We start from the raw sequence: 25,245 nt of genomic DNA, 5'->3' as shown, positions 1-25,245 counted from the left end.
GCGCAAATGCGCTTGCTGACGCTCAGTCCGAATCGGGTTCTTTCCGCAGCATAACGAGGTTGCGCAGAAAAATGGCCAAGGTCACCGCTTCGCCGATAATGAAAACCGCTTCGCGCTGATGGATGGCGTAGCTCAACAAGATCACGCCGCCGGCCACGCTGAGATACCAGAACATCGGCGGAATCAGGCTCTGGCCGCGCGATTCGCTATACAGCCACTGCACCATAAAGCGCGCGCCGAAGATGATCTGACCGATCAGTCCAGCGCCGACCCACAAGGTTTGGGTGCTTAGCGACACGTCGTTCTCCAGGAAATCGGCAGCGGGGCGGCAAAACAGGGACGAATAGTCACGAGGCGAGCCCCGACGCGTCGGTCACCGGTTCTTTTTTTACTCGGCGATGCAGCTGCAGATTGCGCAGGTAGATCAACAGGCCGCCGACCTGGCCCACGATAAACACCGGGTCTTTCTTGTAGCAGGCGTAGCAAAGCAGCAGCACCGCGCCGATGACGCTGGCGTACCAAAACGCCATGGGCATCACGCTGCGCCGCTTGTATTCGCTGTAGATCCACTGCAGCAGAAACCGGCCGGAAAACACGGTCTGGCCGATCAATCCCAGCACCAGCCAGGCGTTGTTGAGCATTCCCATTCAGGTTTCTCGAAGGCGGTAGAGGCGGGATTCCGCCCTTTTCCAGGGGTAAACATGCGAACTATAAGACAGGGACGTCGAACGCGTCTCGAACGGTGAGCCGCGAGGCCGCTCAAATGCCCTGGCTTCCGGTCTATGGACCTCGGCCTAAGGATGCTCTGACCCATTCTACGTAGGCGGCATGATGTCCAGAGGGCTCGCAGGGTGTGTTGCGTGGCGCAGGGCAGACTGGCCGTCTGTTCAAGCCACGCGGCGCAGCCTGCGAGCCCTCTGGACATCACCCTTCGGGCCGGCTTGTCCGTTTGCATGCCTTCGGCCCATCGTCTCGACAGACAGCCAGTCTGCCTTCACCGATGGTCCTGTGGCCTGCAAACGGACAAGCCGGTGACGCCTACGTAGAATGGGTCAGAGCATCCTTACCCAGTCTACGCTGCGCCGGTTGTCAGCGACCTTTCCGCCACTCGCTTGGGAATGCCATGAAATTTCTGGTGATGATCTACAACGACGACACCCTGCTGGACGCCCTGCCGGCCGGCCAGTACGACACGATGATGAACGGCTGCTTCAAGCACGCCGACGAATTGCGTGCGGAAGGGCATTTGCTGGACTCCATGCAGTTGGAGCCGCCCGCCAAAACCAAGACCGTGCGCGTGCGCAACAACCGCACCACGGTGGTCGACGGGCCGTTTGCGGAGGCGCGGGAATACCTGGGCGGCTTCAATCTGATCGAAGCGGCGAATATCGATGAGGCCGTTCGTATCGCACAGTCGTTTCCGTGGGCGGCGACGGGGTGCATCGAGGTGCGTCCGGTGCGGGATATCGATGCGGAGCGTCGGCGCGTGGGCGCGTGACGTTGCTTTTAGTTCCCTCTCCCCTTCGGGGAGAGGGTTAGGGTGAGGGGTCGGGCTTGCGGGAAACCTCAACCGAACATTCTTTGATGAAAGAAATATCAGTCGAGGTTGACCCTTCGCCCCAGCCCTCTTCCTCGCTCCTCAAAGCGCGGCCATCCATGGCCACTCCCCGCGTCCCAAAGGGGAGAGGGAGCAAGAGCAGCTCAAGTCACCGGCTTTTCCTCTTCCTCATCCAACGGCAATACATCGTCGAAGATGCTGTAGTCGATCACATTTACACCGTTTTCGTTCCGGCGCACTAGATCGACATAACGGTGATTCCAGCGCACTTCTTTGATGCTCCACTGCGTGCGCGCCATCATCGATTGCGAAGTGGTTTCGTCCATCCCTTCGATGGTGAGCAGCAGCGAGGTTTCGCTTCCTTCAAGACTCTCGGGTGTTTCGTTGAACAGCGGGCTGGTTTCGTCGATGACGTGCATCAGGCTCCAGCTCAGCACGAAGACGGGGTGCTCGTTGCGCACCAGTTTTAAATCTTCGATGCGGCGAATCTGAAAACCTTCGGGCGAGGTATACAAGCGCAGCAGATGCAATTGCGCGGAGGCCTGCGCGATAAGGTTCTGGCGCATATTGGCCGCGCGCATCATCAGCGTTTGCTTGCCGTCGATCATGCGTACGATGGGATGTTTGCCGAACAGAATCTTCGCTTGCGGCCGCGAAAAGCGCGCGAAGATCAAACCGGTGAACACGGCGATATTGCCCATGCCGACGATGATTTCCACCGTCGCCACCACATGGGTGTACACCGACGCCGGATGCATGTCGCCGTAACCCACGGTCGCGAGCGTTTCCACGCTGAAGAAAAACGCGCCGGCCAAGCCCTTCGGATATTGGTTGGCGATGCCGGTGGGATCGATCTGGTAGACCATCGCGAACACGGCGTTGAACATCAGGAACACGCTCACCGCCACGCCGAAAAAGGCCGGCCAACTGATGGTAAGCGCGCGGTGGTAGAAGTCGTCCCAGAGACGCTCGTTCAGCCCTTCGGAAACGAACGGACGTCCGCCGATCGTGACGACGCGCGGTCGCAGCCAGAATGCCAACTTGCGCTTGACGCCCATCCTCGAAAACTCCGTGTTCTCGTTACCGTGAAGGGATTGTAGCGCTGGCCCGATGCCGCCCGGCATCCGTTGCGCGCGCAGCCAGTCGGCGCGGTAAGCTTGCTGGCCCCACCCGACGGTAGCGTCTCATGCTCAGGCTTATCGGTTTCGACGGCGACGACACGCTTTGGCATAGCGAGGGCTATTACCGCGACGCCAGCGCGCGCTTCGTCGAGATCATCGGGCGCTATGTGGACGTGAGCGACACCCACGTGCAGGCCGGCATGCTGGCGACCGAGCGGCGCAATCTGAAGTTGTTCGGCTACGGCGCCAAGGGCATGACGCTGTCGATGGTGGAGACCGCCATCGCGATTACCGAAGGACGCATTTCCGCGGCCGATATTCATCACTTGGTGGAAGCCGGCAAAACCGTGCTGCAACATCCGGTGGAATTGCTGCCGGGCGTGCGCGATGCGGTGGCGAAGGTGGCGGAACATCACGAGGTGGTGTTGATCACCAAAGGCGATCTGTTCCACCAGGAAAAGAAAGTGGCGCAGTCGGGCCTGGCGGATTTGTTTCATCGCATCGAAATCGTATCGGAAAAAGATATCGCCACGTATCGCCGTGTGCTTGCCGAGTTTTCGCTGGAGCCCGCGCAGTTCGCGATGGTGGGCAATTCGTTGCGTTCGGATATCGAACCGGTGATTCGCATGGGCGGGTGGGGCGTGCATATGCCTTATCACGTCACATGGGAGCACGAGATGGAAAACGGTTTGGGCGATGCGGATGCACCGCGCATGCTCACCGTCGAGGCGCCGGACGGCATTCCCGCCGCGATTGCGCAATTGGTCGAACGCTCGGCGATGTGAGGCGAACATGCTGACGGAACGCGCCATTCAATGTCCGTATTGCGGCGAGCGCATCGGGATCGTTGTCGATGCTTCGGCTGGCGATCAGAGCTACATCGAAGACTGTCAGGTGTGTTGCCGGCCGATCAGCATCGAGGTGTGGATCGATGCGGATGAGGATGTGCATGTGAGTGCGACAGGCGAAGACGACGTTTGACTCCGCCGCGAACGGCTCCCTCCCCTACGTGCAGTAGGGGAGGGCTGGGGTGGGGTGAAGCGCGCTTTTCGCGCGGTGTTTCTGCTGTTTGGCAAGCTCGTGCGACCCCACCCCGGCCCTCCCCTGCACGCAGGGGAGGGAGCGAATCGCGAATCAATACAACTGGGACGAATCCACGATGCCGATGCCCAAGTCCTCGAGCGTCGCGCGCGTCGCCACATCGCTCTCCGGTGTCACCGGCCGCGTCAGATCCCACACCACATGCGCGCGGAAACCCAGCGCCAACGCATCCTGCACGGTCCACAGCACGCACACATCGCGCGCCAGACCCACGGCATAAATCTCGCTGACCTCGCGCTCCCGTAGCCAGCCGGCAAGCCCGGTATTCGGGCGCTGGCCGTCCGGGCCATGGTTTTCGCGAAAGGCGCTGTAGGAGTCCACGTCCGGCCGGTTGCCTTTGCGCAGCACCAGATCCACCGGCGACCAGTCGATCGCAGGGTGCAACGCTGCGCCGGGCGTGTTTTGGACACAGTGATCGGGCCATAGCGTTTGCGGGTGGCCGTACAGCGGTATCGTCTGGAATGGGCTTTTCCCAGCGTGCGTGCTGGCGAAGGAGATGTGCCCAGGCGGGTGCCAGTCCTGCGTCGCCACGTTTTGCCGGAACAGGCGACGGCGCAGCAGTCGGTCGATGCCGGGAACGATGGCGTCCCCGTCGTGGCAGGCCAGCGCGCCGCCGGGCATAAAATCCGGCTGCACGTCGACAAGAATCAGGGCGGCGTTGGGATGCATCGCATGATTCCACTTCGGATCGGCGGCATAATGCAAGCGCTACTTCTGGCGTGGGGGAACCGATGCATTACGACCAATCGTGGATGGGCTACGGACTGGTGGGCGGCCTCGAGGCCGGCGCCATCAGCGCGGTCGTGGCATTGGTGTTGTATTGGATCGTTCACGCGTTCGGTCGCCGGAATGGTTGGACGCCGTTGCGCGAGATCACTATCGCCTTCTTGCTGTCTGTCTTGTTCACCGCCAGCGGCGATTTGTGGGATCTGCTTTATTTCAGCTACGCGCGCATGGATTCGATCGAGTTTTTGAAAGTGCGCTTGGCGCAGGTGCACGATCCGGACAACATCGGCCTGCGCGTGTTCTGGGAATTGCTGGGCGCGTTCGTCGGCGCGGCGTTGGGGTGGATTCTGCGCGGTGGCGATTGGCGACGCGCGTTTCGCGGCGATTGAAATTTACAGGATCGGATCGAACAAACGCGCAACATGCATAGCGAGGCGTCGCGGGTACGCGGCGTTGCGATATTCGTCGCGCGTGATTTCCACGGCTTTGTCGAAATCCTCGATCAACATGCGTTCCACCGCCTCGGCAAACGCGCGATCCACGCTCAACGCGCCGATTTCGAAATTGAGCCGGAACGATCGGTTGTCCAGATTCATGCTGCCGACGCAGGCGGTGTCGTCGTCGATCAAGATCACTTTTTGATGCACGAATCCTGGTTGATAACGGAAGATGCGGATGCCCGCTTCGATGGCGTCGTACGCATGCAGCGTGGAAGCAAGAAACACCGCGTGATGGTCCGGACGCGAGGGAATCAGCACACGCACGTCCACGCCGCGCATCACCGCCAGGCGCAATGCCGAGAGCACGGCCTGGTCGGGTACGAAGTAGGGCGATGTCAGCCATAGCCGTTGGGTCGCGGCGTTGATCGCCACGGTGAAGAACAGCGAGCAACTTTCTTGTGGATCGGCCGGCCCCGTGGGTGCGATCAAGGTATACGCGCTCCCGTGCGCGGCGAGCGGCGACAGCAGCGGCGGCAGTTCGCCGGTGACCCAGTGCCAATCTTCGGCAAAGCTGCGTTGCAGATCGAACACGGCGGGGCCCGACAGTTGCAGATGCGTATCGCGCCACGGTGCGAGCGGCGGTTTCAGGCCGAGATATTCGTCGCCGACATTGAGTCCGCCGAGAAAACCCACATGACCGTCGACCACCACGATCTTGCGGTGATTGCGAAAATTGAGTTGAAAGCGGTTGCTGTGTCGCCGCGTGTCGAAGGAGTGGATGGCTACGCCTCCTTGCTGCAGCGTTTCCACGTAATGCTTGGGCAACGCGTGACTGCCGATGCCGTCGAACAGCACAAAAACACGCACGCCTGCCGAAGCACGTTCAAGCAATGCGTGCTGCATGCGTCGGCCAAGCTGGTCGTCGTGGAAAATAAAAAATTGCACAAGGATGCATTGTTCCGCTTGGGCGATGGCTTTGAAGATCGCGTCAAACGTCGCATCGCCGTCGATCAGCAGTTGCAGCTCTTGCCCCGGATGAAACGTGCCGTGCAGCATCTGTGCGAGCGCGTCGTAGCGCATGCACGATTCGGGCGTGCCGGTGGGTTCGTCGCGTGGTGAGGCTTGTCGCAAGCGCTGACGATGCGTGCGGTGCAACGACACATAACCCGAGAAGTGACTACGCCCCAGATACAGATATGGAATCAACGTGACATAGGGCAGCAAGCTCAAACCCAGCACCCATGCAAACGCGCCTTGCGGCGTGCGTGTGTGCATCACGGCATGCATCGCGGCGAGAATGCCCGCCACGTGCAACAGAAGAGCCAGTGTCGTGAGGATCTGCGTGAGAGCCATGATGGGTGCGCGCGATTCGGTCCTGCGCAACGATCACCCAGATCAGGCTCTCACCGCAACGTCTGGCGTGAGGCCAGGGGTCAATCGCCGAGCAATCGCTCCGCAAGCTGTCGCGCCTGCTGGCGAATTTCCGGCATGGCGGTGGATTCCCACAGGGTGCCGCGCAGCATGCTGCCGATGGCGAAGAAACGCGGCCACGGCGTACCGCCATGCACGATGCGCCCGTCTGGTGCGGCCTGGATGCCGAGCCCGAACGGATCGGAGTGGATATGGCCGTTGGTGACCAATTGCTGCAACAAAGTATGCGGCGTGCGGCGAATATCGTTGTCCAGACCGATGCTTTGCACGATCAGGTCGGCGTCCAGCGTGCGTTCCTGATTTTCGCCTCTCGGCAAATACGTCATGCGCAAACCGTTCTCGGCGAGCGAAACGCTGTGCACATGGCCGCTGATGCGTTGTAGTCGCCCTTCCTTTTCCAAGGCTTTGATCGCTTGCGCAACGGGCGGGGGCAAGCGATGACGCGCACGCTCCCACGTCGAGCGCGCATGGCGGAGAAAGCGTGCGCGATCGGCCTGCGACAGCAATCCCCACAAAGCTTGCGTGTGCGGACGCAGGCAATCGACCACGAGGCGCCAATCGTCGGCTTGTTCGATGGCGTCGCGCATCAGATGCATCCACGTGCGCACATCGGGTGCGTCGCGCATGGATTCGATGAGTTCGTCGCTGTCCTCGTAAGGCAGCGCTGCGCTGGATTGATGCACTTCCGGCAACAGGCCGTGCCGGGAAATGGCGGTGAAACGCGCATTTGGCCATTGCGCGGCCAGCTCGATGATCACATCGACGGCGGTAAGGCCAAGGCCGATCACCAACACGTGATGCGCTTGCGTATCCGGTTTGGCGTCGGCCAGCAACGACCACGGTTTGGTGACATAGCGGCCACTGGCGAGCGCGGCTTCGTCCACCTGCGGCAGCGCCTGTGGCGGCAGCGTGCCGAGCGCAAGCACAGCGGCTTCGACTTCTGTGGCGGTTTCGCCCTGAAAGATGGTGACGCCGCTGTTTTCCGGCACCATCGCATCGACTTCGTACGGCACGATGCGTACGTCGTGGCCGTTCTCTTTAGCGCGTGCGAGCGCCGCCGTCGTTTCCGCTTCGAGGTATTCGCCGTACCAACATCGCGGCAGGAAATCCGTGCCGGCAATGTTGGGATCGCGCTTTTGCATGTATTCCAGAAAGCCGCTGGGACGATTGGCAAACATGCCCATCGACGCGGCGCGCACATTCAACAAATGACGTTGCGAACGCGTGCCGTACGCCAAACCGCGGCTGGGCGTGCCGCCGCCGGTGTACCAATCCAGATGCAGCGGCTGCGACACGGGACGCTCCAGCAATTCGCTGAGCAGCGTAGCTCCCGCGGCGCCGCCGCCAATAATGGCGACGCGTCGAAACATGTCACTCCTTGTGTTCGGATTCAGCTAGACGGGTAGTGCTGTTGATATCAGACGCGAAGCGGTCCGGCAATCCGTGCGCGTTGCGGCTGGCTCAACCAGTACGGTTCGGATTGGACTTGCTCGTACGTGGCGTAATCGTCGAGGTCGCCACCGTAGACGTGCAAGGTCAGCGCGGTTTCTTGCCGCGAAAGATTGCGACAGCGATGCATGTACGGCGGATCGGCGTCGAACCACGTCGCATCGCCCGGGCCTAGCCAATCGCGCCCGCGCAATTGCCACGGTTCGGATGTGCTCGCACGCGACCACGATTCCACTTCGAGCGCGCCATACAAGCTCAACTCGATACCCCACAAACCAGCATGATCGTGCGACGGCGAGCTGTAGCCCGGCGGCCACGCCATCACCAATACGCTAACGCCAGGACGCCCACGGCGCGCCAGCAACCAGCGTTCGAATCCGCGATTGCGCGCACGCAGATCGTGCAACCCATCGGCCAACGCTTGCGCGTTGTGATGAATGATGGCGCCGAGTTCGCGTGCGAGCGAAGCGAGATCCGGATTTTTTTCGCGCCCTTGGTCAAGCGCGATATCACGTAAAGCCTTGAGGCTGTGACGGTACGTACGCATAAGGTTCGTAGGCAGCCATAGATGGTGGCAGTGGAGCATGCGCAGCGTTAAATGGTCGTAAGGCGAAACTGTATAACTATGACTTCCGAAGCATGTAACGCGGAACACGTCGGCCTATGCTTATTCCGGACATGAAATTGACTGCACACACTCTGCGGACAATTTCTTAAACCTTTATCGGATGGCATGCATCTCACGCACGACCGATGTAGGAGGAATGGACATGATCGAATTGATGGGAATCGCCCTAGTCGTGGGCGCGCTATGGGTCGTCGGCTCGATAGTCGGCTTGATGTTCAAGCTTGTTTTCGGCTTGATCGGTGGCGTTTTTCACCTGCTCGCGGGCGCAGTGGGGTTGTTTATCGGCGGACTGGTGATGTTGCTGGTGTTGCCGCTAATCGCGCTGTCGTTGCTGCCGGTGTTTCTACCCGCGCTGATTTTGTTTGGATTGATCTGGGCTGTCGTGCACTTCGCACGCCGTCCAACGACAACGTCTGTAGCGCGCTGATCGTCGCGCAGTTGAATCGTTAAAAAAATGCCCGGTCTGCCGAAAAGCAAACCGGGCAATATTCTTGGGTTTACATTTCCTGCAACGCAAAATCGACTGGCACGCGCGCCCACGCTTTCACGGCATGGCCGTCGATCACGGCCGGTTGGAATTGCCACGATCCAAGCACCTGGTCGCGCGCGCTTTTATCCAGCAAGGGATAACCGCTAGTGTGTTCGACCACTACGTCGACCGGCTTGCCGGTTTCATCAACCAGCACGCGCAACAGCACGGTGCCTTGCATGTGCATGCGCGCGGCTTGCGCCGGGAATTTCAACGGCGCGGAACGATACGCGAGCGACACCACACCGGGCGCGATGCTGGGCGGCCCTTGCGTCGACGGCGGCGCAGAAGGCAGGGCGTTGTGCGACGGTTCGGTCACGGTTGGCGCGATGACCGGCGGTGTTAGCGGTTGCTGGTGCACCACGGGCTTGGGCGCCACGACGGGCACAGGTTTGTGGAACGGTTTGATGTCGATTGCCGGCGGCTGCTCCACCTTCGGCGGTGGCATGTGGAAATCGATGGTGGTGGGTCTGGACGTTTCGATGACGGCGGCGAACTGCGGCGCCAACGGACGCAGAGCAAAAAGCAGGGCAGCGAGATTGAACGCGATGGCTGCACTGAGTGCAGCAATCCGCACCATGTCTGGTTGCGGACGACGAGCGACAGCCAGGCTTGCGGACGACATAAGACGACCTCCTGACGACGATGTGGTTGTAGGCACCAAACACGGCGTGTGGGGACACGGGGGATCGTGGCCGGTGCGGCTTCAGCGTATGCCTGATTTCTCGGTTTGTGCAATAGCCGTCCAAACCGCGTGAAAAAACATCGACTTTTTCACTGGCGATAAACGCCCCTGCCGCGACAGTGCCGTGGCTTCGGCCCAGGCCGGGGCCGACAAGGACGGTTGATGGGCCAGAGCGCCTTCGGGGATTTACCTAAGCTGCGACACCTCGGTGGTGAGAGACCCTTCGTGAGCGAAGGAGCGCGTTCACTCACATTGGAAGAGGGATACGCAAGTCATGAAACCAACCAATCCATGGCGGATATCGTGGAAGAGCGCTTGCGCGCTCGCACTCGTAGCAATCGTCGGGGCGTGCGGCGTGGCCGCCGCCGCTGATGGCGCAACGACAACGTTTACGCCCAAGGCCGTCAACGAATTCACCGCGCAAGCGCGACCGCAAGGCGTGCCGACCGACTACGTTGTCACGCCGAACGGCTTCTTCGCCCCATCGTGCGTGCAACGCGTGCAGGAAAACGAAAAGCTGCATGGGGACGGCAGCATCGAAGCGGCCGACGGCACGTTGCGCAAACCCGCGGCATGCACGCAAGCGCACTTCCGGTTCGACGGCACGCGTGTGGAGCCCAACGGAAGTTTCTCGATGCCGCCGATCGATGCGCGCGCCAATCCCACCATCAACGGCTGGGTGGAAGACGCCAACTACGATAGCTCCGTCAATATCGGCAAGATCGTGGCGACATGGAAAGTGCCGAGCACGCCGAGCAAACAATCCGGCCAGACCGATTACTTTTTCCCGGGCTTGGAACAGTTGCCGACAGTAGAAAGCATTCTGCAGCCGGTGCTCGGCTATGACGCTTTCAGCGGCACCACATGGACGCTGTCGAGTTGGAACTGCTGCGTAAGCGGCACCACGTATTACAGCGGTCCCATCAACGTCAACGTGGGCGACACGATTCTCGGCACCACCGCGTGCAAAGCAGCCAACAGTTGCGGCACCTGGGCGATCACGTCCAAAGATGTCACGACTGGTAAGAGCACTACGCTCAACACCGATCCTTACGGCAACCTGCGCTGGGTGTTTGGCGGCGTGATGGAGGTTTACGGCGTCAGCAGTTGCAACGAACTGCCTGCCAGTTCGCCTTTGGTGTACTCAAGCATTGCGGTTTACAACACCGCTTTCAGCAAGATATCCAGCACGCCGTGGGGTGCGGATTATCCGATCGGATCGGGTACGCCGCAGTGCAGCTACAACGTGTCGACGACCTCCAGCAGCGTCACGCTCAGGTACTGACGTCGACCTCGATACGCTCCCCCGCGCGGCTAGCCGCCGGGGGAGTTTTTTTGCGAAAAAAAACCCCGCACGGGAATGCGGGGCTGCAGGATTTGCGGATATCGGGGAGGCGACATCCGCGATAAAGAGTTTGTGAAAATGCGGCTTGGAGTCGCGTGCAAGCTATGTGATGACGGTCTTCACGAATCTCGATTCGTGATCTCTTCGACAATTTATGCGGCTCGCAATGAGAGGCTATGCCGGAATTTCGGTATGGCGTGGGATGCAATCGTCATCGAGCGCTGAACTACACGTTCCCTCTCCCCTCTGGGGAGAGGGAACGGTTGCATCACTTCTTTTGCGACGGAATAAACTGCGTGCGAACCGCTTCCGCCAATTGATCCGGCGGCAGCAGGCCCTGGCCGATGATGAAATCGTTGAAGGCCTTCTGATTGAAGTCCTTGCCGAGCGCCAGTTCGGTTTGCAAACGCGTTTGCTGGATACGCATGTAGCCGTAGAAATACGCGGTGGCCTGACCTGGGCTGTTGAAGGTGAAGCGATCCAGTTCTTCGTTGGTCATCGCTTCGGACAGGCCGACGTCATAACGCAGCACGTCGTGCGCGCGCTCTTTGGTGATCAGGCCGAGATTCAACATCGGATCGAGGAACGCACGCGCGGCGCGCACCAGACGGAACTGCAACGTGATGAACTGCCCGGCCGGCGGCTCATACGGCTGCATTTCCGATTCCGCATACAACGCCCAGCCTTCCACGTTGACGCTGTTGAAGGCGAATACGCTGCGCGCCAGCGAGACGCCGCGCTCCACCATCGCGGAGAACTGCAGCTCGTGGCCGGGGCGTCCTTCATGCGAGGTGAGCGTCCACGCGGCGGCTTTGAAGGTGAAATCGTCGTAGCTGCTGTCGGACGAGGCGCCTTTCTGCGTCGGATTGCCCATCGTCAGCACAAACGTGCCGCGCTCGCCGTGATTGTCGATCAGCGGCGGCGGATCCATATGCGGCGCGGGTTGGTTGGCGGTTTCCGCATCGGAGGCTACGCGCATCTGCATCGCCCGCTGCGGCAGCGTCACGATATTTTTGCTGCGAATGATGTCTTCGATCTTGCCGATCACGTCGTGATACCACGGCTCGACGTCATTCCTGCCGAGTTGCTGCTTTTTGAGCGCTTTCAGCACATCGCGATAGTCGTTGGAGCTGAAGCCTTCGTCCTTGGCGACGACCGGCGCCATCATCTGCATCGCCGAGCGAACCTCGACGAATTCCATTTGCGCTTGCTTGATCAGATCTTCCGGCGAAATATCGATGCCGACCGCTTTGAGGTTGTACGCGTACAACGGTTCCGGCAAACGGAAATCGGTGCGCTGACGCGGCACGATGGTGCTGCGCACCCAGCTGTCGTAGTCCTTGAATTGCGCGTCCATCGCATCGAGCGCCGCCTTGGCATCGGCGTTGTCGAGCTTGTACTTGACGAACAATTGCCGGATGCCTTGCGCGTAGCGCTGGCTGTTGCTCAGCTGCTGGTCGACATTGCCTTTGTAGGGGCCGAGCAGCTTTTTATCGGACATGCGGGCGAGGGTTTGTGCTTCGACCAGCTTGATCATCGGCGTGCAGCCCGGAGCGGTACCGACATAGCATTGCAGGCGCTTGATCGCGTTCGGCCGACGCTTGGCGTCGATCTCGTCGCGTAGCAGCGAGAATTCGCCGTTGAAAATAAGCTGACCCAGATCCTGATACGGCAGCATGTATTTGTCGTTGAGATCGATGCTTTCGATATTGAGATTCGCCGCCTTGATCATGATTTGCAGATCTTGGCGAACGTTGGTGTCTTTCTCGGTGGCCAGCATGCCTTGCAACTTGGTTCGCGCATCGGCGAAGGCGGCGCGCAGACGCGCATCCGAATTCGGCTTCAGGTCGATCACCTTGTCGTCGTAACCGGGCAGACCCAGTTGCGTGGCGGTTTCGGGTTGGAAGCGGGCGATGGCATCCAGCAATACCTTGGCATCGCTGTTACTACGTTCGACCCAGGACTGCGCCGGCGTGCCTTGAGCGTAAGCCGATCCGGTGGCAGCCAGGGCGATCGCCGCGGCGAGGGCGAGACGTTTGATCATGACCAATATCCCCATGCGTGTGGTCCAGCGAGCTTATTCGCTGTGGCGCCGCGTGCGCCATGTACCGAATGGGATACGCCACACAGACCTTACATATGGAACAGCCAGACACCCGCCGCTAGCGCCACCATCGTTAGCGAGATCACCAGTTTCACCAGGGCGCCGAACAGCAAGCCGAGCCAGGTGCCGATCCCCACGTGCGCGGATCGAAGCACGCTTTTGCTGGAGACCAATTCGCCGACCAAAGCGCCCACGAATGGCCCGAAGATAAGCCCGGGCAGACCGAAGAACATGCCGACGATCGTGCCGATGGAAGCTCCCCAGATGGACGTGGAGCTCGCACCGACCCGTTTGGCGCCAAGCGAGGCGGCGATAAAGTCCATCGCTACCCCAAGCACGGCCAGCGCGCCCAGCACGATCAGCCACACCATGCCCAGATGCTGGTAGTTGTCCAAGGCCGCGGCCAGCCAGATGCCACCGAAGATCATCGGCACGCCTGGCACATTCGGCACCACCGTGCCGATCAAGCCGCCCACGATCAAGGCGACGGCGAGCACGTAAAGGAAGATATCCATGATCAACATGCTGTAATCCTTGGTGGGAGCGGCGACAATAATCGCTCGCCGTTTTTCGGCGATCGAGCCTAATACTCATTTGATCGACAAGCCCGTGCTAGATAACCCCACCCTGCTGAAGGCCGATGAACTGGGCCGCATCGAGATCGTCGAATGCGACGGGGTGCGGTGCATTCGGCGCGATATTCGCGCGGCGCGGTGGTGGGCGCGCCTGTTCGCCTATCGCGCCGCCGCGCGCGAGGCGCGGGCGTTGGCGAAGTTGGACGGTATCGATGGCGTGCCACGCTTGCTGGCGTGGAATGGACACGAACTGCTGCGCAGCTATATCGCCGGCAAGCCGATGCAGCAGGCGCAGCCAGCCGATCCGAGGTATTACCGCGACGCGCTACGCTTGCTTGCGCAACTGCATCGGCGCGGCATCGTGCATAACGACTTGGCGAAAGAACCGAACTGGCTGGTGCAGGACGACGGGCGTCCGGCGCTGGTGGATTTTCAAATCGCCTGGACGCGCGGAAAACGCGGTCGTTTGTTCCGCATGCTGGCGCGCGAAGATGTGCGTCATCTGCTCAAGCACAAACGCACGTATTGCGCACATGCGCTCAGCGCGCGCCAACGCACCATGTTGAATACGCCGGCGCCGCATTCGCGTTTATGGCGCGCGACCGGCAAGCGGCTTTACAAGCTGATTGCGCGTCGCGTGTTTGGTTATTGGGATAACGAGGGGAAAGGTCGCGTGCGGGATTGAGCGCTGCTGACCCATTTCGTGTTCGTCAGCGTCACGTATCTACGCACCGAATCTGCCTCCTCCCCTACGTGTAGTAGGGGAGGGTTGGGGTGGGGTGAAGTGAAGCAACCTCGCCGTGAATTCCAGCGATGCGGCACGCACAAGCAACCCCACCCCAGCCCTCCCCTGCAAGCAGGGGAGGGAGTGATGCGACATTCGCATGTTGTGTTGGCGGCGACAGGCCGAACTTATTTCTCGACGAACGCTCGCTCGATCACATAATCACCCGGCTCGCGCGTGCGCGGCGACGCCTGAAAACCACGCGCATCGAGCAAGGCGCAAAGATCGTCGAGCATCGCAGGGCTACCGCACAACATCACGCGATCGGTGTCGGGATTGAGCGTCGGCAGGCCGATGGTAGCGGCCATCGCGCCGTCTACGATGTTGTCGGTCATGCGGCCGCGATTGCGGAACGGTTCGCGCGTGACGGTGGGGTAGTAGATCAACTTTTCGCGCACCAGTTCGCCGAGCAATTCGTGCTGAGGCAGTTCGTTCTCAAGATAATTGGCGTAAGCGAGATCGCTGACGTTACGCACGCCGTGCGCGAGCACGATTTTGTCGAAACGCTCGTAGGTTTCCGGATCGCGGATGACGCTCATAAACGGCGCGAGCCCCGTGCCGGTGCCGAGCAGATACAAATGTTTGCCGGGCTTCAGATCGGTCAATACCAGGGTGCCGGTGGGCTTGCGGCTGACGGTCAGTTGCTCGCCCGGCTTCAAATGCTGAAGACGCGAGGTGAGCGGACCGTTTTCCACCTTGATCGAAAAGAACTCCAGATGTTCTTCCCAGCTGGCGCTGGCGATCGAATACGCGCGCATCAGCGGACGGCCGTCCACTTCCAGGCCGATCATCACGAACTGTCCGCTGTCGAAACGAAAGCCGGGGTCGCGCGTGGTGCGGAAGCTGAAAAGGTTGTCGTTCCAGTGATGAACGTCGATAACTTGTTCGGTCGCCAAAGCCACCATGGTGAAGGTCTTCTCGGGTTGCAAAAGGGGAGATGCGAGCCACTGTTTCGTGCGGGGATCGCGCTTGCCGCGCGCCTGGCGTGCTGACTGGGGGATCGTGGTCGCCCGCGCATTTTACGCGATTGCCCGCACCCGCGCCTGTACCGACCCATAGCGACGGTCTATCGAATCCGGGCAGAATGCCGCGGGGCCGAACTCGAAAGGGGATGTATGGATACACAAGCGCCGCATCAAGTGCACCCGCACCATGTCCACCAGCGTCATTTCGACCGGCTGGTTATGCTTTCCGACGGCATTTTCGCGATCGCGCTGACTTTGTCCGCCGTGGAGTTGAAGCCCGAGATGTCGCCGGGCAAAAGCCTTGCGCAGATCTGGGCGACGCCGCTGGGCATCTATTTTCTATGCTTTTTTATCGTCAGCGGCGTCTGGGCGCGACATCGGCGCACGTTGGCGCATCTGCAGAAGACGGATCTGTTCGTGACGCTGTCGAGCTTGCTGATGCTGAGCCTGGTGGGTCTGACGCCGGTTTTCATTCGCGAAATGCTGACCGACGAAAACACCGCTAACGTCAACGGCATGCTGCTGTATGCACTGTTGTTGATGGCCACGTATCTGTCGTTGTTCGTGGGGTGGGGTTACGCGGCGTTTATCGCCCGACTTGCACCCAGCGTCCCGCGGCCGCGTGCGTGGGCATGGTTGCTGGAAGACTTGTTTGTGGTGGTGCTGTTTGGCGCGGTCGCGCTTTTCAGCATTCATTGGCAGGTGTTGGCGGGTGCTGCGGTGATAGTCGGGATTGCGCTGCGCATTGCGACCCGGCGGCTGGAAAGCGCGGCGAAAAAGCTCGACTGAGGGTTTTCCGACGGTTTTCGATGCGAGATCGGCCGCAGGGTGATGGCCGTGCCGCTAAAATGCCGAGCCATGCACAGCATCAACGCACTCGATTACCGGCTTTCCGTCGCACCCATGATGGACTGGACGGACCGGCATTGCCGTTATTTCCATCGCCTGCTTTCGCCCCACGCGCGTCTTTACACCGAAATGGTGACCAGCGCGGCGCTGGTGCGTGGCAAGCAGTTGCGGCTGCTTGAACACAGTCAGCAAGAACACCCGGTCGCGCTGCAATTGGGCGGCAGCGATCCGCACGAGCTGGCGGAAGCGGCGCGTTACGGCGCGCAGGCCGGTTACGACGAAATCAATCTCAATGTCGGGTGCCCGTCCGATCGCGTGCAATCGGGTCGCTTTGGCGCGTGCCTGATGCGCGAACCGGCCTTGGTGGGCGATTGCGTCAAAGCGATGCGCGATGCGGTGACGGTGCCAGTAACGGTGAAGTGTCGCATCGGCGTGGACGATCAGGACGACTACGCGGACCTGCAGCATTTCACCGAGACGATGCTGCAAGCCGGCGTCGAAGTGTTGGTGGTGCATGCGCGCAAAGCGTGGCTGGAAGGTTTGTCGCCGAAAGAAAACCGCGAGATTCCGCCGCTCGATTATCAGCGCGTGTATCGCCTCAAGCGCGAGTTTCCGCAGCTGGTGGTGGTGATCAACGGCGGCATCACCACGGTGGAGGCAGTGCAAGAACATCTGGCGCACGTGGATGGGGTGATGCTTGGGCGGGCGGCGTATCACGACCCGTATGTGCTCGCCCGCGTGGAAGCGGCGCTCTATGACGAACCGCTGCCCGCCCGCGAAAGCGTCATGCGGCATATGCGGCCGTATATCGAAGCGGAGCTGGCACGCGGCACCGCGCTCAAGCACATCTGCCGCCATCTGCTCGGGTTGTATCAGGGGGAACCGGGCGCGCGTGGCTTCCGACGGACCTTGAGCGAAGGGGCGCATCTGCCGGGGGCGGGGTGGCCGCTGATCGAGCAGGCGATGGCGCCGATGCTGGCGGTCGCTTAGCGCGAGCACGGCACAGGCGCCTGTCTGGTCATGGGGCAGCTCCAGGGTCCGTTCAGCCGTCCGGCCGCTATTCAGCCCCAGTTGTTCAGTATGTCCCGTCAGCCGGCTCCTGCTGGCCTCAACCACATGGGAATATGGCTTTGAAGCACCTCGCATGGATGGCCGCAGCCGGGCTGTTGATAGCCGGTGCGGTTGCCGCCCAGTCATCGCCGCAGCAACCGGGCCTGACGCTTGACCAGGCCGTCACACAAGTCCAACAGCAGGTTGGCGGAAAAGTACTGTCGGCAGAGCCCCGGCATATCGGTCGTCGAACGGAGTACCGGATCAAGGTGCTCACGCCCGATGGGCACGTGCGGGTCATCGCCGTGTCCTCGGATGCCACGCATGTGCCGCCTGCGGCACAATCCACCAAGAAATCCCCTAACGGCGGAAGCAAGAAGGAGAAACACTGATGCGCATCCTCCTGGTCGAAGACGAAGCGCCGCTGCGTGAAACGCTTGCGGCTCGACTCAAACGCGACGGGTTTGCCGTGGACGCCGCCCAGGACGGCGAAGAGGGCATCTACCTCGGCCGCGAAGTGCCGTTCGATCTGGCGATCATCGATCTGGGCTTGCCCAAGATGTCGGGCATGGATCTGGTCAAGGCGCTGCGCGAAGCCGGCCAACGCTATCCGATCCTGATTCTTACCGCGCGCGGCAGCTGGCAGGACAAGGTCGAAGGCCTCAAGCACGGCGCCGACGACTACCTGGTCAAGCCGTTCCATGTGGAAGAACTGCTGGCGCGCATCAACGCACTCGTGCGTCGCGCGAGCGGCTGGTCGAAGCCGGTGTTGGCGTGCGGCCCGATCAAGCTGGACACCACCGCGCAAACGGTTACCGTGGAAGGCAAGCCAGTGGATCTCACCAGCTACGAATACAAAGTGCTGGAATACCTGATGCTGCATGCCGGCGAGCTGGTGTCCAAAGCCGATTTGACCGAACACATCTATCAACAGGATTTCGATCGCGATTCGAACGTGTTGGAAGTCTTCATCGGACGCCTGCGCAGAAAGCTGGATCCGGAAGGCACGTTGAAACCCATCGAGACGGTGCGTGGACGCGGGTACCGCTTTGCCATCCCTCGCAGCGAAGACGAATGAAGCAGCCGCGCGCCGCCCGTTTTCGCTGGCGGCGCGCGCAGCGCTCACGACGGGACTCGTACTGGCCGCCTTTCTAGGCGCCATCGGGTGGACGTTGTCGCGCACGTACGCGGCCGGCGAACTCAATAAGCTGCAGGATCGCCTGCACGACTACACCATCACGTACATTGCCGGCACCGACCCGCGTCGCGACGGCACGCCCATCCTGCCCGATTCGCCACCGGATCCGATGTTCGCGATTCCGGGTTCCGGCTTATACGCCGTGGTGCTGGGCGAGAACGGATTCCATTGGGAATCGTCGTCGGCGCTGCAGCGCGATTTCAGTTTTCTGCATCCGTTGCAGCCGGGGCAGCAGCAATTTATCGGTCCGGTCGATACCGAACTTGGACGGCTGTATTACTACAGCTTCGGCGTCGCGCTCGATGTGCCTGATCGCGCGCCCGTGCATCTCACCTTTACGGTGGCGCAAACTGAAGAAGAACTGGAAAGCAACATGGCGGTCTACCGGCGCAGCCTGGTCGGATGGCTCGCCACGCTCGGCGTGATGTTGATCGTGCTGCAATTGTTGCTGCTGCGTTGGAGCCTTACGCCGTTGCGCAAAGTGGCCAGCGATATGAGCCGCGTCGAACGCGGCAACAGCGATCATCTGGATAGCCAATACCCCGCCGAACTCACCGGTCTCACCGAACGCATCAACGCGTTTATCGAAAGCGAACGCGAACAGCGCACGCGTTATCGCAACACGCTCGCCGATCTCGCGCACAGCTTGAAAACGCCGTTGGCGGTGATGCGCTCGCAAGTGGAATCGTCCAGCGATTTACCTGGCGCGACGCGCACGCCGATCCTGGATCAGGTGCGGCGCATGGACGAGTTGGTGGCGTATCAGCTTGCACGCGCCGCCACGACGGGACGCCAGACGTTCGCCAGCGCGGTGCCGATTGCGGGCCACGCGGAAGATCTCGTGCAAAGCCTGGAAAAGGTCTACGCCGCAAAGAATGTCCTTTGCGAATTCGATATCGAAGACGGCGCGGCGTTTTACGGCGAGCAGGGCGACTTGCTGGAGCTGATGGGCAACCTGCTCGAAAACGGATTCAAGTGGGCGGGTCACCACGTCTTGCTGGTCGTGCAGATGCGGCAACAGTCGGGGCGTTCGCGCCCGGGGTTATCGCTCAGCGTCGAAGACGACGGTCCCGGCATCGACGAAGACAAGGTAGAAAAAGTTCTGCAGCGCGGCGTGCGCGGCGACGAGCGCGTCAAAGGACACGGTATCGGCTTGTCGATCGTGCAGGACATCGTGCGCGCCTATAACGGCGAGCTGACCGTGGATCGTTCCCCGGAATTCGGCGGCGCGCGGTTTAGCGTGGTGTTGCCGCCGACTTAGCGGCGATTACCGATTACTGGATCGAACCGGGCAACAGAGACTGCCAGCTCAGTCCAGAAGCTCCACGCGACGAACCGTCCGGTGTGGCGTCGGCGCCGCCCAGGTGCGCCGGGCTGTCATCCATCGTGCTGTTGGATGCGTTCGACACGTGACTGTTGGTGGACGGGACGGACGAGGTGCTGTTGGTGCGCGGCACGCTCACGCTGTCCCCGTTGGACGCGGAAGACGTCTCGTGACTGCTGCTGCGATCGCTGCCGCTATGGCCGGTGCAGCCTGCGCTGACGCTGTTTCCGGCTGCAGCAGCGCCTGCGGCCGCCGCATTGGCGATGGCCCCAAAACTCAGCAAGCATCCGAGCAGCAATGGTGTGGCGCGCATGGCGTAAAGCCCCCGTAGGCATAATGCCTATCCTTCGGATGGTCCCACGATCCCTGTCAGGTTGCCAGTGCCCTGGCTGTAGGGGCTCGCCTGGGGCCTGTCCGCGTTGTTGGCATGGCCCTAAAATCCCCCGATGCGATATTTCCGCCTTTCCATGCCGATGCAGCCCGCGCCGGCCATTTGTCTCCTGGATTCCTGAGACCATGCAGCCGCAAGACCTTCTGGCCGCACTGGCTTCCGGGGAGACGCTTTCTGGCTCCCGGCTGGCCGCCGAATCGGGCATTACCCGCGCGGCGATCTGGAAGCAGATCGAGGCGCTGCGTCACCGTGGCGTGCCCATCGAATCCGCCGGCGCGGCGGGCTACCGGCTGCCCTGGACGATCCAGATGTTGGATGAGGCGTTTATCCGCAGCGACCTGCCTGTGGCCGTCAGTCGGTCCCTGGGTGCGCTCGACCTCTACTGGGAGCTGGATTCCACCTCCAGCGAACTGCAACGCCGCGGCGGCGGCGCGCCGGATTTCAGTATCGTGATGGCGGAAACGCAGACGGCGGGCCGCGGCCGACGCGGGCGCAGTTGGTTGTCGCCGCCTGGACTGAACATCTATATCTCCTGTCTGAAGCGATTCGACGCGGGGTTCGCCGCGTTGTCGGGCTTGTCGCTCGCCACTGGGGTGATCGTGCTGCGCGCGCTGCACGCGCTCGGCATTCACGGCCCGCGCCTGAAGTGGCCGAACGACGTGTTGGCCGACGGTGGCAAGCTGGCCGGCATTCTGGTCGAGCTCAGTGGCGAATATCAGGGTCCCTGCGCGGCGGTGATCGGCATCGGCCTCAATCTGCGGCTCACCGATGCGTTGCGCGAGCAGGCCGGTCAACCGGTGTGCGATCTGGCTGAGCTCGCCCAGGGAACACCGCCCGATCGCAATCGCGCGGCGGCGGCGTTGATCGCCAGCCTGGTCGAAGGGCTGAATCAATTCGAGCGCGACGGCTTCGAAGCGTTCCTCGACGAATACGCCGAACACGACGCCTTGCACGGCGTGCCGCTGCGCGTCAGTGGACCGGCGGGCGATCTCGATGGCACGGGCGCGGGCATCGATGTGCGCGGCGCGCTGCAACTGCAAACGGCAACCGGCCTGCAACGTATCGACAGCGCCGACATCACGGTGCGGCGCACATGAAATTGCTACTCGATCTGGGCAATACGCGACTGAAATGGGCGATGGTCGATGGCGATCGATGGATCGCACAGGGCGCGGTGGCGTGGGACGTCGATGTCTCCGCCGCGCTGGCGCAGGCATGGAACGCGCTCGAACGTCCGCAACGCGTGTTGGGCGCTTCCGTGGTGGATACCCAGCGCGAGCTTCACGTCGAACGCGTTGCGCTCGAAGTGTTTGCGCTGCGCGCCGAATGGGTGCGCACGCCGGCCGAAGCGTGCGGCGTGCGCATCGCATACGCTGATCCGCAACGGCTGGGCGTGGATCGTTTTCTCGCGATGGTCGCCGCGCATGCAACAGGCAAAGCACCGTGCGTACTTGCCGGTATCGGCACTGCGCTCACGCTCGATGCATTGACCGCCGACGGCCAGCATCTGGGCGGATTGATCGCGCCCGGTCCGTGGCTGATGCAGCAATCCTTGCTCGGCGCGACCGCGCGCGTGCGTCCCGAACATCCGGGCGCCATTCGCGATATCGCCGACAACACGGCCGACGCCGTGGCATCCGGCTGCTGGCATGCGGTCGCCGCCCTGATCGACCGGTTCGCCACAAACATCGCCAAGCAGCATCCCAATGGCACGCAACGTGTGTTGATGGATGGCGGCGATGCGGCGGCATTGCTGCCGTTGCTTGGCGTATCTGCCGAGCTGGCGGCCGACAGCGTGCTGCGTGGACTGCTTGTGTGGTCGGCCTCACATCCGCTGCGCGCAACCTCCTAGAATCGGTGACGTCCAGGGGGAAGCCGATGGTTCTGCGCCTGCTATTTGTTCTGTTGATTGCTTTGAATATCGCCGTCGGCGCGTGGCTGCTGCTTGGGCAGAACGAAGCGCATCGCAGCTTCGCCAATGATCCGGGCGTGCCGAAACTCAAATTGCTTTCGGAATTACCGCCGCCTGCCACCACCGTCGCCCACGCAGCGTCGTCCACACCGTCGGCCGCAACCTCCGCGTCCTCGCCCGCGGTCGCCGCGTCGAACGCATTGACGCCCGCATCGCCGAACGCGAATGCGCTGAGCTATACCTGCATGGCGTTGGGACCGTTCGCAACGCAGGAAGATTTGCGCATCGTGCGCAACGAACTCGGCGCGCAGACGCTGCGCATGCGCGCGCGTCAGGAACAAATTACGGAATCGCGCGGCTGGTGGGTGTATTTGCCACCCAGCCCGAGTCATGCCGCCGCGCTGGCGCAGGCTCGTCAACTGGGCGCGCGCAATATCCAGGATTATTTCGTCGTCGGTTCCGGCGACAACCAGAACACCGTGTCGTTGGGCCTATTCAAAGATCCGGCCAACGCGCGCAAACGCCGCGACGATATCGTCGCCGCTGGCTTCCCGGCGCAGATGAGCGAGCGCACCGAAACCGTGCCGGAATACTGGCTGGATCTGATTCCGCTGGATAGCAAGCATTTCGATTGGCGCAGCCGGATTCACGACCCGGGGATCGGGTCGCATAGTACGGGCTGTTTTTGAGTGAGAGCCTGTTAGAATAGACGGCCCACGCCGGCATAGCTCAGTTGGTAGAGCAACCGCCTTGTAAGCGGTAGGTCGTCTGTTCGAGTCAGACTGTCGGCACCAGATTCAACAAAAAAGCCCGCATTGCTGCGGGCTTTTTTTATGCATTGCTGCAAAACGGATTCGTTACTGGGCGTTCGCCGTCTGGCTTTGCTGCAGCAAACGATTCATCGCTTCGCGATGCTGCGCGTTCAGCACCTGCAGATTCTTTTGCGCGGCATCTTCTTCGACGACTTCCGCGTGAACCGTTTGCGACAATTGCTGAATCTGGCCGAGCATCGGTTGAGGAAGTCGAAGCACGCCGGTTTTATCGATGGACGACCGACCGACCGCGCGTTGCGCGACGTCGAGCACTTGGTTGGCGGTATCGATGTAACGGATTTCCACGTCGAAGTAGCGGCCGAACGCCTGGTCGGCGTTGAGGCGTGATGATTTGAATCCTTCCAGCGCAGCCGGCATGTTCGTCAGCGTCGCTTGATTCCGATCTTCGAAAGCCAGAAGCGCCGCGCGGTGCTCGTCGATCAGAGTGCGATATTGCGCGAGCGAAGCTCGGCTTTGCGCGATGCCCTCGGCGGATACCAAGCGTTCCGGCGTCAAAACAAGCTCCATATGAAGATCGCGTCGCGTCTGCTCGCGCGTTTTCTCTTGCTGCTTGAAGGCGGCCGTGTTTTGGGTCATCTGCTCAAGCGCTATTTGCATCGGCGATTTTTCGCCGCCGTCGATCGACGGCGCGCCGGATGCGGCGGACGTGCTGGAGGCAGGCGTTTTGTTGGTGGCGATGTTGTTCAGCGCGAGCAAGGCGTCATGCTCGCCGCGACTGCGTTCTCGTTGGTTGTCGACCGCCACGGAGAAAAACGTCAGCGGCACGAGCACCGTCCACGTGACGAGAAACGTGCGTACATAATGAAATTTCGCCAGCCAACGCAAAACGCCGGCAATCAACGCCGCGAACAACAAATTGCCGACGACGTGACCGCCCTGCAGACCGACGTGGTAGGCGTCCGACGACTGCCCATAAAGCCGGTTGCCGCACCAGATCGTTGCGACCAGCAGCGCGATAAACCAGATCGTTGCGATGATCGGCGACACGTCGGCCCCGGTGGTGCCGGTCGCGCGTGCGCGGGGCGTATACCGGCCCGAATTGGCGCCCGGATGGCGGGCCTTTCCGACGATCAAATCGCACGAACGGCAAACCGTTGAGCCGGCGGAAGTCTCCGCCCCGCATACCGAACACGTCATGTTGTCCCCCTGGATGGCGCGAAATGGCGCCGTTTCGCCCTGTTTCGCCGTTATAGCAGAAGCCGGTTGCGCGTAATCGGTTGCCGGCCTCCCCGGTTGGGCCACCCCGCGCGGACCCGCTACACTTGTCTATCCATGCAAGACATCACGAGAAAAACGCTATGAAAAAGCAGGTTGCGCTGGTCGGCGTGCCGACTGACATCGGTGCGGGGCATCGGGGCGCTTCCATGGGGCCCGAAGCGCTGCGCGTGGCGCAGCTGGCGGAGAAGTTGCGCCGTCGCGGCCTGGACGTGATTGATCGCGGGAATCTGCACGGCCCGATGAATCCGTGGCAGCCGCCGGAAAACGGTTATCGCCATCTGCCGGAAGTGATCTCGTGGAACACCGCAGTGCACGGCGCGATCCATCACGAACTGCAGGCCGGACGCTTGCCGATCATGCTGGGCGGCGATCATTGCTTGGCGATCGGTTCGATCAGCGCGGTAGCGCGTCATTGTCGCGAACAGGGCCGCACGTTGCGCGTGCTGTGGCTCGATGCGCATGCCGATTTCAACACCTCGCAAGTCACGCCGTCCGGCAACATTCACGGCATGCCGGTGGCGTGTCTGTGCGGAAACGGTCCACGCGAACTGGTGGAAATCGGCGATCACGTGCCATCGGTCACGCCGGACGTCTTTCGCCAGATCGGCATTCGCTCGGTGGATGAGGGCGAGAAGCGTCTGGTGCGTCAAGCAAAGATGGACATCTACGACATGCGCCACATCGACGAAGTGGGCATCAAGCGCACGATGGAAGAGGCGCTCGATGGCGTCGACGAAAACACGCATCTGCATGTGAGCTTCGACGTGGATTTTCTCGATCCGTCCATCGCCCCCGGTGTCGGCACCACGGTGCGCGGCGGTCCGACTTATCGCGAAGCCCAGCTGTGCATGGAGATGATCGCCGATACCGGTCGTTTGGCTTCGCTGGATATCGTGGAATTGAACCCGGCCTACGATAAGCGCAACGCCACGGCGAAGCTGGCGGTGGAGTTGGTCGAGTCGTTGTTCGGCAAATCCACCTTGATGCGCGAGCCCGACTGAGTCCTTACACTGCGAAATCCAACCCGCG

The 25,245-nt window shown here is 61.4% G+C and carries 29 protein-coding genes and 1 tRNA gene; 17 read left to right on the top strand and 13 right to left on the bottom strand.

Annotated elements, in window-relative coordinates:
• Positions 1–22: 22 nt before the first annotated feature.
• Positions 23–298 carry a lipid-A-disaccharide synthase N-terminal domain-containing protein gene (locus tag L0U79_RS18300; RefSeq protein ID WP_233843654.1) on the bottom strand — a complete coding sequence of 92 codons (276 nt, stop codon included), beginning with the start codon at positions 296–298 and terminating at the stop codon, positions 23–25.
• A 49-nt stretch (positions 299–347) separates the two neighbouring features.
• Positions 348–641: a lipid-A-disaccharide synthase N-terminal domain-containing protein gene (locus tag L0U79_RS18295; RefSeq protein ID WP_233843653.1), complete on the bottom strand. Its 294-nt coding sequence runs from the start codon at positions 639–641 to the stop codon at positions 348–350.
• A gap of 482 nt (positions 642–1,123) precedes the next feature.
• On the opposite strand from L0U79_RS18295, the gene L0U79_RS18290 reads away from it, so the two are divergent.
• Positions 1,124–1,498, top strand: a complete 375-nt coding sequence (locus L0U79_RS18290; protein ID WP_233843652.1) for a YciI family protein — start codon at positions 1,124–1,126, stop codon at positions 1,496–1,498.
• Between the two features lie 203 nt (positions 1,499–1,701).
• On the opposite strand, the gene L0U79_RS18285 is transcribed toward L0U79_RS18290, so the two are convergent.
• Positions 1,702–2,616 carry an ion channel gene (locus tag L0U79_RS18285; RefSeq protein ID WP_233843651.1) on the bottom strand — a complete coding sequence of 305 codons (915 nt, stop codon included), beginning with the start codon at positions 2,614–2,616 and terminating at the stop codon, positions 1,702–1,704.
• A gap of 128 nt (positions 2,617–2,744) precedes the next feature.
• Between L0U79_RS18285 and L0U79_RS18280 the strand changes: the two genes are divergently transcribed.
• Together L0U79_RS18280 and L0U79_RS18275 are read left to right on the top strand one after the other, a co-directional pair.
• On the top strand, positions 2,745–3,464 hold the full coding sequence (locus L0U79_RS18280) for an HAD family hydrolase (protein WP_233843650.1): 720 nt from the start codon (positions 2,745–2,747) through the stop codon (positions 3,462–3,464).
• A gap of 7 nt (positions 3,465–3,471) precedes the next feature.
• Positions 3,472–3,660, top strand: a complete 189-nt coding sequence (locus L0U79_RS18275) for a CPXCG motif-containing cysteine-rich protein (protein ID WP_233843649.1) — start codon at positions 3,472–3,474, stop codon at positions 3,658–3,660.
• A 153-nt stretch (positions 3,661–3,813) separates the two neighbouring features.
• On the opposite strand, the gene pncA is transcribed toward L0U79_RS18275, so the two are convergent.
• Positions 3,814–4,449, bottom strand: coding sequence for a bifunctional nicotinamidase/pyrazinamidase (pncA, locus tag L0U79_RS18270; protein ID WP_233843944.1), 636 nt, complete (start codon positions 4,447–4,449; stop codon positions 3,814–3,816).
• Between the two features lie 62 nt (positions 4,450–4,511).
• Here pncA and L0U79_RS18265 point away from each other — a divergent pair, with 62 nt between their 5' ends.
• Positions 4,512–4,895 (top strand): hypothetical protein, encoded by a 384-nt coding sequence (locus L0U79_RS18265; protein WP_233843648.1) that lies wholly within the window; start codon positions 4,512–4,514, stop codon positions 4,893–4,895.
• Between the two features lie 3 nt (positions 4,896–4,898).
• Here L0U79_RS18265 and cls read toward each other — a convergent pair whose 3' ends face one another.
• The 3 genes from cls to L0U79_RS18250 form a co-directional block, all read right to left on the bottom strand.
• Positions 4,899–6,299, bottom strand: coding sequence for a cardiolipin synthase (gene cls / locus L0U79_RS18260; RefSeq protein WP_233843647.1), 1,401 nt, complete (start codon positions 6,297–6,299; stop codon positions 4,899–4,901).
• A gap of 80 nt (positions 6,300–6,379) precedes the next feature.
• Complete coding sequence (locus L0U79_RS18255) at positions 6,380–7,747, bottom strand: FAD/NAD(P)-binding protein (protein ID WP_233843646.1); 1,368 nt, start codon at positions 7,745–7,747, stop codon at positions 6,380–6,382.
• Between the two features lie 47 nt (positions 7,748–7,794).
• Entirely contained in the window at positions 7,795–8,373 is a 579-nt protein-coding gene (locus L0U79_RS18250) for a cysteine dioxygenase family protein (RefSeq protein WP_233843645.1), read from the bottom strand.
• A gap of 223 nt (positions 8,374–8,596) precedes the next feature.
• On the opposite strand from L0U79_RS18250, the gene L0U79_RS18245 reads away from it, so the two are divergent.
• Complete coding sequence (locus tag L0U79_RS18245; protein WP_233843644.1) at positions 8,597–8,881, top strand: hypothetical protein; 285 nt, start codon at positions 8,597–8,599, stop codon at positions 8,879–8,881.
• Between the two features lie 70 nt (positions 8,882–8,951).
• On the opposite strand, the gene L0U79_RS18240 is transcribed toward L0U79_RS18245, so the two are convergent.
• Positions 8,952–9,608 carry an energy transducer TonB gene (locus L0U79_RS18240; protein ID WP_233843643.1) on the bottom strand — a complete coding sequence of 219 codons (657 nt, stop codon included), beginning with the start codon at positions 9,606–9,608 and terminating at the stop codon, positions 8,952–8,954.
• A gap of 415 nt (positions 9,609–10,023) precedes the next feature.
• Between L0U79_RS18240 and L0U79_RS18235 the strand changes: the two genes are divergently transcribed.
• Positions 10,024–10,953, top strand: a complete 930-nt coding sequence (locus L0U79_RS18235) for a hypothetical protein (protein WP_233843642.1) — start codon at positions 10,024–10,026, stop codon at positions 10,951–10,953.
• 328 nt (positions 10,954–11,281) lie between these two features.
• Here L0U79_RS18235 and L0U79_RS18230 read toward each other — a convergent pair whose 3' ends face one another.
• Both L0U79_RS18230 and L0U79_RS18225 read right to left on the bottom strand, forming a co-directional pair.
• Positions 11,282–13,057, bottom strand: coding sequence for a DUF885 domain-containing protein (locus L0U79_RS18230; protein WP_233843641.1), 1,776 nt, complete (start codon positions 13,055–13,057; stop codon positions 11,282–11,284).
• An 89-nt stretch (positions 13,058–13,146) separates the two neighbouring features.
• Positions 13,147–13,632, bottom strand: a complete 486-nt coding sequence (locus L0U79_RS18225; protein WP_233843943.1) for a DUF456 family protein — start codon at positions 13,630–13,632, stop codon at positions 13,147–13,149.
• A 79-nt stretch (positions 13,633–13,711) separates the two neighbouring features.
• On the opposite strand from L0U79_RS18225, the gene L0U79_RS18220 reads away from it, so the two are divergent.
• Positions 13,712–14,377, top strand: a complete 666-nt coding sequence (locus tag L0U79_RS18220) for an RIO1 family regulatory kinase/ATPase (protein WP_233843640.1) — start codon at positions 13,712–13,714, stop codon at positions 14,375–14,377.
• A gap of 227 nt (positions 14,378–14,604) precedes the next feature.
• On the opposite strand, the gene L0U79_RS18215 is transcribed toward L0U79_RS18220, so the two are convergent.
• Positions 14,605–15,381 (bottom strand): ferredoxin--NADP reductase, encoded by a 777-nt coding sequence (locus tag L0U79_RS18215; protein ID WP_233843639.1) that lies wholly within the window; start codon positions 15,379–15,381, stop codon positions 14,605–14,607.
• A 210-nt stretch (positions 15,382–15,591) separates the two neighbouring features.
• Between L0U79_RS18215 and L0U79_RS18210 the strand changes: the two genes are divergently transcribed.
• The 5 genes from L0U79_RS18210 (at position 15,592) to L0U79_RS18190 (ending at position 19,799) form a co-directional block, all read left to right on the top strand.
• Complete coding sequence (locus L0U79_RS18210) at positions 15,592–16,230, top strand: TMEM175 family protein (RefSeq protein WP_233843638.1); 639 nt, start codon at positions 15,592–15,594, stop codon at positions 16,228–16,230.
• A 69-nt stretch (positions 16,231–16,299) separates the two neighbouring features.
• Positions 16,300–17,280: a tRNA dihydrouridine(20/20a) synthase DusA gene (dusA, locus tag L0U79_RS18205; RefSeq protein WP_233843637.1), complete on the top strand. Its 981-nt coding sequence runs from the start codon at positions 16,300–16,302 to the stop codon at positions 17,278–17,280.
• Positions 17,281–17,414: 134 nt separating this feature from the next.
• Complete coding sequence (locus tag L0U79_RS18200; protein ID WP_233843636.1) at positions 17,415–17,732, top strand: hypothetical protein; 318 nt, start codon at positions 17,415–17,417, stop codon at positions 17,730–17,732.
• Complete coding sequence (locus tag L0U79_RS18195) at positions 17,732–18,418, top strand: response regulator transcription factor (RefSeq protein ID WP_233843635.1); 687 nt, start codon at positions 17,732–17,734, stop codon at positions 18,416–18,418. Before L0U79_RS18200 ends, L0U79_RS18195 begins: the two co-directional genes overlap by 1 nt.
• Positions 18,372–19,799, top strand: a complete 1,428-nt coding sequence (locus L0U79_RS18190) for an ATP-binding protein (RefSeq protein WP_233843634.1) — start codon at positions 18,372–18,374, stop codon at positions 19,797–19,799. The genes L0U79_RS18195 and L0U79_RS18190 overlap by 47 nt, the downstream gene beginning before the upstream one ends.
• 13 nt (positions 19,800–19,812) lie before the next feature.
• On the opposite strand, the gene L0U79_RS18185 is transcribed toward L0U79_RS18190, so the two are convergent.
• Entirely contained in the window at positions 19,813–20,175 is a 363-nt protein-coding gene (locus L0U79_RS18185) for a hypothetical protein (RefSeq protein WP_233843633.1), read from the bottom strand.
• Positions 20,176–20,378: 203 nt separating this feature from the next.
• Between L0U79_RS18185 and L0U79_RS18180 the strand changes: the two genes are divergently transcribed.
• From L0U79_RS18180 to L0U79_RS18165, 4 genes are all read left to right on the top strand, one after another.
• Positions 20,379–21,350 carry a biotin--[acetyl-CoA-carboxylase] ligase gene (locus L0U79_RS18180; protein ID WP_233843632.1) on the top strand — a complete coding sequence of 324 codons (972 nt, stop codon included), beginning with the start codon at positions 20,379–20,381 and terminating at the stop codon, positions 21,348–21,350.
• Positions 21,347–22,105, top strand: coding sequence for a type III pantothenate kinase (locus L0U79_RS18175; protein ID WP_233843631.1), 759 nt, complete (start codon positions 21,347–21,349; stop codon positions 22,103–22,105). The genes L0U79_RS18180 and L0U79_RS18175 overlap by 4 nt, the downstream gene beginning before the upstream one ends.
• 26 nt (positions 22,106–22,131) lie before the next feature.
• Positions 22,132–22,854, top strand: a complete 723-nt coding sequence (locus L0U79_RS18170) for an SPOR domain-containing protein (protein WP_233843630.1) — start codon at positions 22,132–22,134, stop codon at positions 22,852–22,854.
• A 29-nt stretch (positions 22,855–22,883) separates the two neighbouring features.
• Positions 22,884–22,959, top strand: a tRNA-Thr gene (locus L0U79_RS18165).
• Positions 22,960–23,022: 63 nt separating this feature from the next.
• On the opposite strand, the gene L0U79_RS18160 is transcribed toward L0U79_RS18165, so the two are convergent.
• Positions 23,023–24,135 carry a hypothetical protein gene (locus tag L0U79_RS18160; protein ID WP_233843629.1) on the bottom strand — a complete coding sequence of 371 codons (1,113 nt, stop codon included), beginning with the start codon at positions 24,133–24,135 and terminating at the stop codon, positions 23,023–23,025.
• Positions 24,136–24,296: 161 nt separating this feature from the next.
• On the opposite strand from L0U79_RS18160, the gene rocF reads away from it, so the two are divergent.
• Positions 24,297–25,217 (top strand): arginase, encoded by a 921-nt coding sequence (gene rocF / locus L0U79_RS18155; protein ID WP_233843628.1) that lies wholly within the window; start codon positions 24,297–24,299, stop codon positions 25,215–25,217.
• Positions 25,218–25,245: the final 28 nt, after the last annotated feature.

Source organism: Dyella sp. 2HG41-7, assembly GCF_021390675.1.
In the GTDB taxonomy this organism is placed as follows: Bacteria; Pseudomonadota; Gammaproteobacteria; order Xanthomonadales; family Rhodanobacteraceae; genus Dyella_B.
The sequence above is the reverse complement of the archived record's forward strand: the minus strand, read 5'-3'. Positions and strand labels throughout refer to the sequence as shown.

What these genes read in the sequence shown, in the direction of transcription:
- L0U79_RS18170 (WP_233843630.1), top strand. Translation starts at nt 22,132, where the DNA reads ATGGTTCTGCGCCTGCTATTTGTTCTGTTGATTGCTTTGAATATCGCC.
- L0U79_RS18265 (WP_233843648.1), top strand. Translation starts at nt 4,512, where the DNA reads ATGCATTACGACCAATCGTGGATGGGCTACGGACTGGTGGGCGGCCTC.
- L0U79_RS18280 (WP_233843650.1), top strand. Translation starts at nt 2,745, where the DNA reads ATGCTCAGGCTTATCGGTTTCGACGGCGACGACACGCTTTGGCATAGC.
- L0U79_RS18240 (WP_233843643.1), bottom strand. Translation starts at nt 9,608, where the DNA reads ATGTCGTCCGCAAGCCTGGCTGTCGCTCGTCGTCCGCAACCAGACATG.
- L0U79_RS18175 (WP_233843631.1), top strand. Translation starts at nt 21,347, where the DNA reads ATGAAATTGCTACTCGATCTGGGCAATACGCGACTGAAATGGGCGATG.
- L0U79_RS18210 (WP_233843638.1), top strand. Translation starts at nt 15,592, where the DNA reads ATGGATACACAAGCGCCGCATCAAGTGCACCCGCACCATGTCCACCAG.
- L0U79_RS18180 (WP_233843632.1), top strand. Translation starts at nt 20,379, where the DNA reads ATGCAGCCGCAAGACCTTCTGGCCGCACTGGCTTCCGGGGAGACGCTT.
- L0U79_RS18275 (WP_233843649.1), top strand. Translation starts at nt 3,472, where the DNA reads ATGCTGACGGAACGCGCCATTCAATGTCCGTATTGCGGCGAGCGCATC.
- dusA (WP_233843637.1), top strand. Translation starts at nt 16,300, where the DNA reads ATGCACAGCATCAACGCACTCGATTACCGGCTTTCCGTCGCACCCATG.
- L0U79_RS18225 (WP_233843943.1), bottom strand. Translation starts at nt 13,632, where the DNA reads ATGGATATCTTCCTTTACGTGCTCGCCGTCGCCTTGATCGTGGGCGGC.
- L0U79_RS18195 (WP_233843635.1), top strand. Translation starts at nt 17,732, where the DNA reads ATGCGCATCCTCCTGGTCGAAGACGAAGCGCCGCTGCGTGAAACGCTT.
- L0U79_RS18285 (WP_233843651.1), bottom strand. Translation starts at nt 2,616, where the DNA reads ATGGGCGTCAAGCGCAAGTTGGCATTCTGGCTGCGACCGCGCGTCGTC.
- L0U79_RS18245 (WP_233843644.1), top strand. Translation starts at nt 8,597, where the DNA reads ATGATCGAATTGATGGGAATCGCCCTAGTCGTGGGCGCGCTATGGGTC.
- rocF (WP_233843628.1), top strand. Translation starts at nt 24,297, where the DNA reads ATGAAAAAGCAGGTTGCGCTGGTCGGCGTGCCGACTGACATCGGTGCG.
- L0U79_RS18160 (WP_233843629.1), bottom strand. Translation starts at nt 24,135, where the DNA reads ATGACGTGTTCGGTATGCGGGGCGGAGACTTCCGCCGGCTCAACGGTT.
- L0U79_RS18185 (WP_233843633.1), bottom strand. Translation starts at nt 20,175, where the DNA reads ATGCGCGCCACACCATTGCTGCTCGGATGCTTGCTGAGTTTTGGGGCC.
- L0U79_RS18295 (WP_233843653.1), bottom strand. Translation starts at nt 641, where the DNA reads ATGCTCAACAACGCCTGGCTGGTGCTGGGATTGATCGGCCAGACCGTG.
- L0U79_RS18200 (WP_233843636.1), top strand. Translation starts at nt 17,415, where the DNA reads ATGGCTTTGAAGCACCTCGCATGGATGGCCGCAGCCGGGCTGTTGATA.
- L0U79_RS18290 (WP_233843652.1), top strand. Translation starts at nt 1,124, where the DNA reads ATGAAATTTCTGGTGATGATCTACAACGACGACACCCTGCTGGACGCC.
- cls (WP_233843647.1), bottom strand. Translation starts at nt 6,299, where the DNA reads ATGGCTCTCACGCAGATCCTCACGACACTGGCTCTTCTGTTGCACGTG.
- L0U79_RS18255 (WP_233843646.1), bottom strand. Translation starts at nt 7,747, where the DNA reads ATGTTTCGACGCGTCGCCATTATTGGCGGCGGCGCCGCGGGAGCTACG.
- pncA (WP_233843944.1), bottom strand. Translation starts at nt 4,449, where the DNA reads ATGCATCCCAACGCCGCCCTGATTCTTGTCGACGTGCAGCCGGATTTT.
- L0U79_RS18250 (WP_233843645.1), bottom strand. Translation starts at nt 8,373, where the DNA reads ATGCGTACGTACCGTCACAGCCTCAAGGCTTTACGTGATATCGCGCTT.
- L0U79_RS18230 (WP_233843641.1), bottom strand. Translation starts at nt 13,057, where the DNA reads ATGATCAAACGTCTCGCCCTCGCCGCGGCGATCGCCCTGGCTGCCACC.
- L0U79_RS18215 (WP_233843639.1), bottom strand. Translation starts at nt 15,381, where the DNA reads ATGGTGGCTTTGGCGACCGAACAAGTTATCGACGTTCATCACTGGAAC.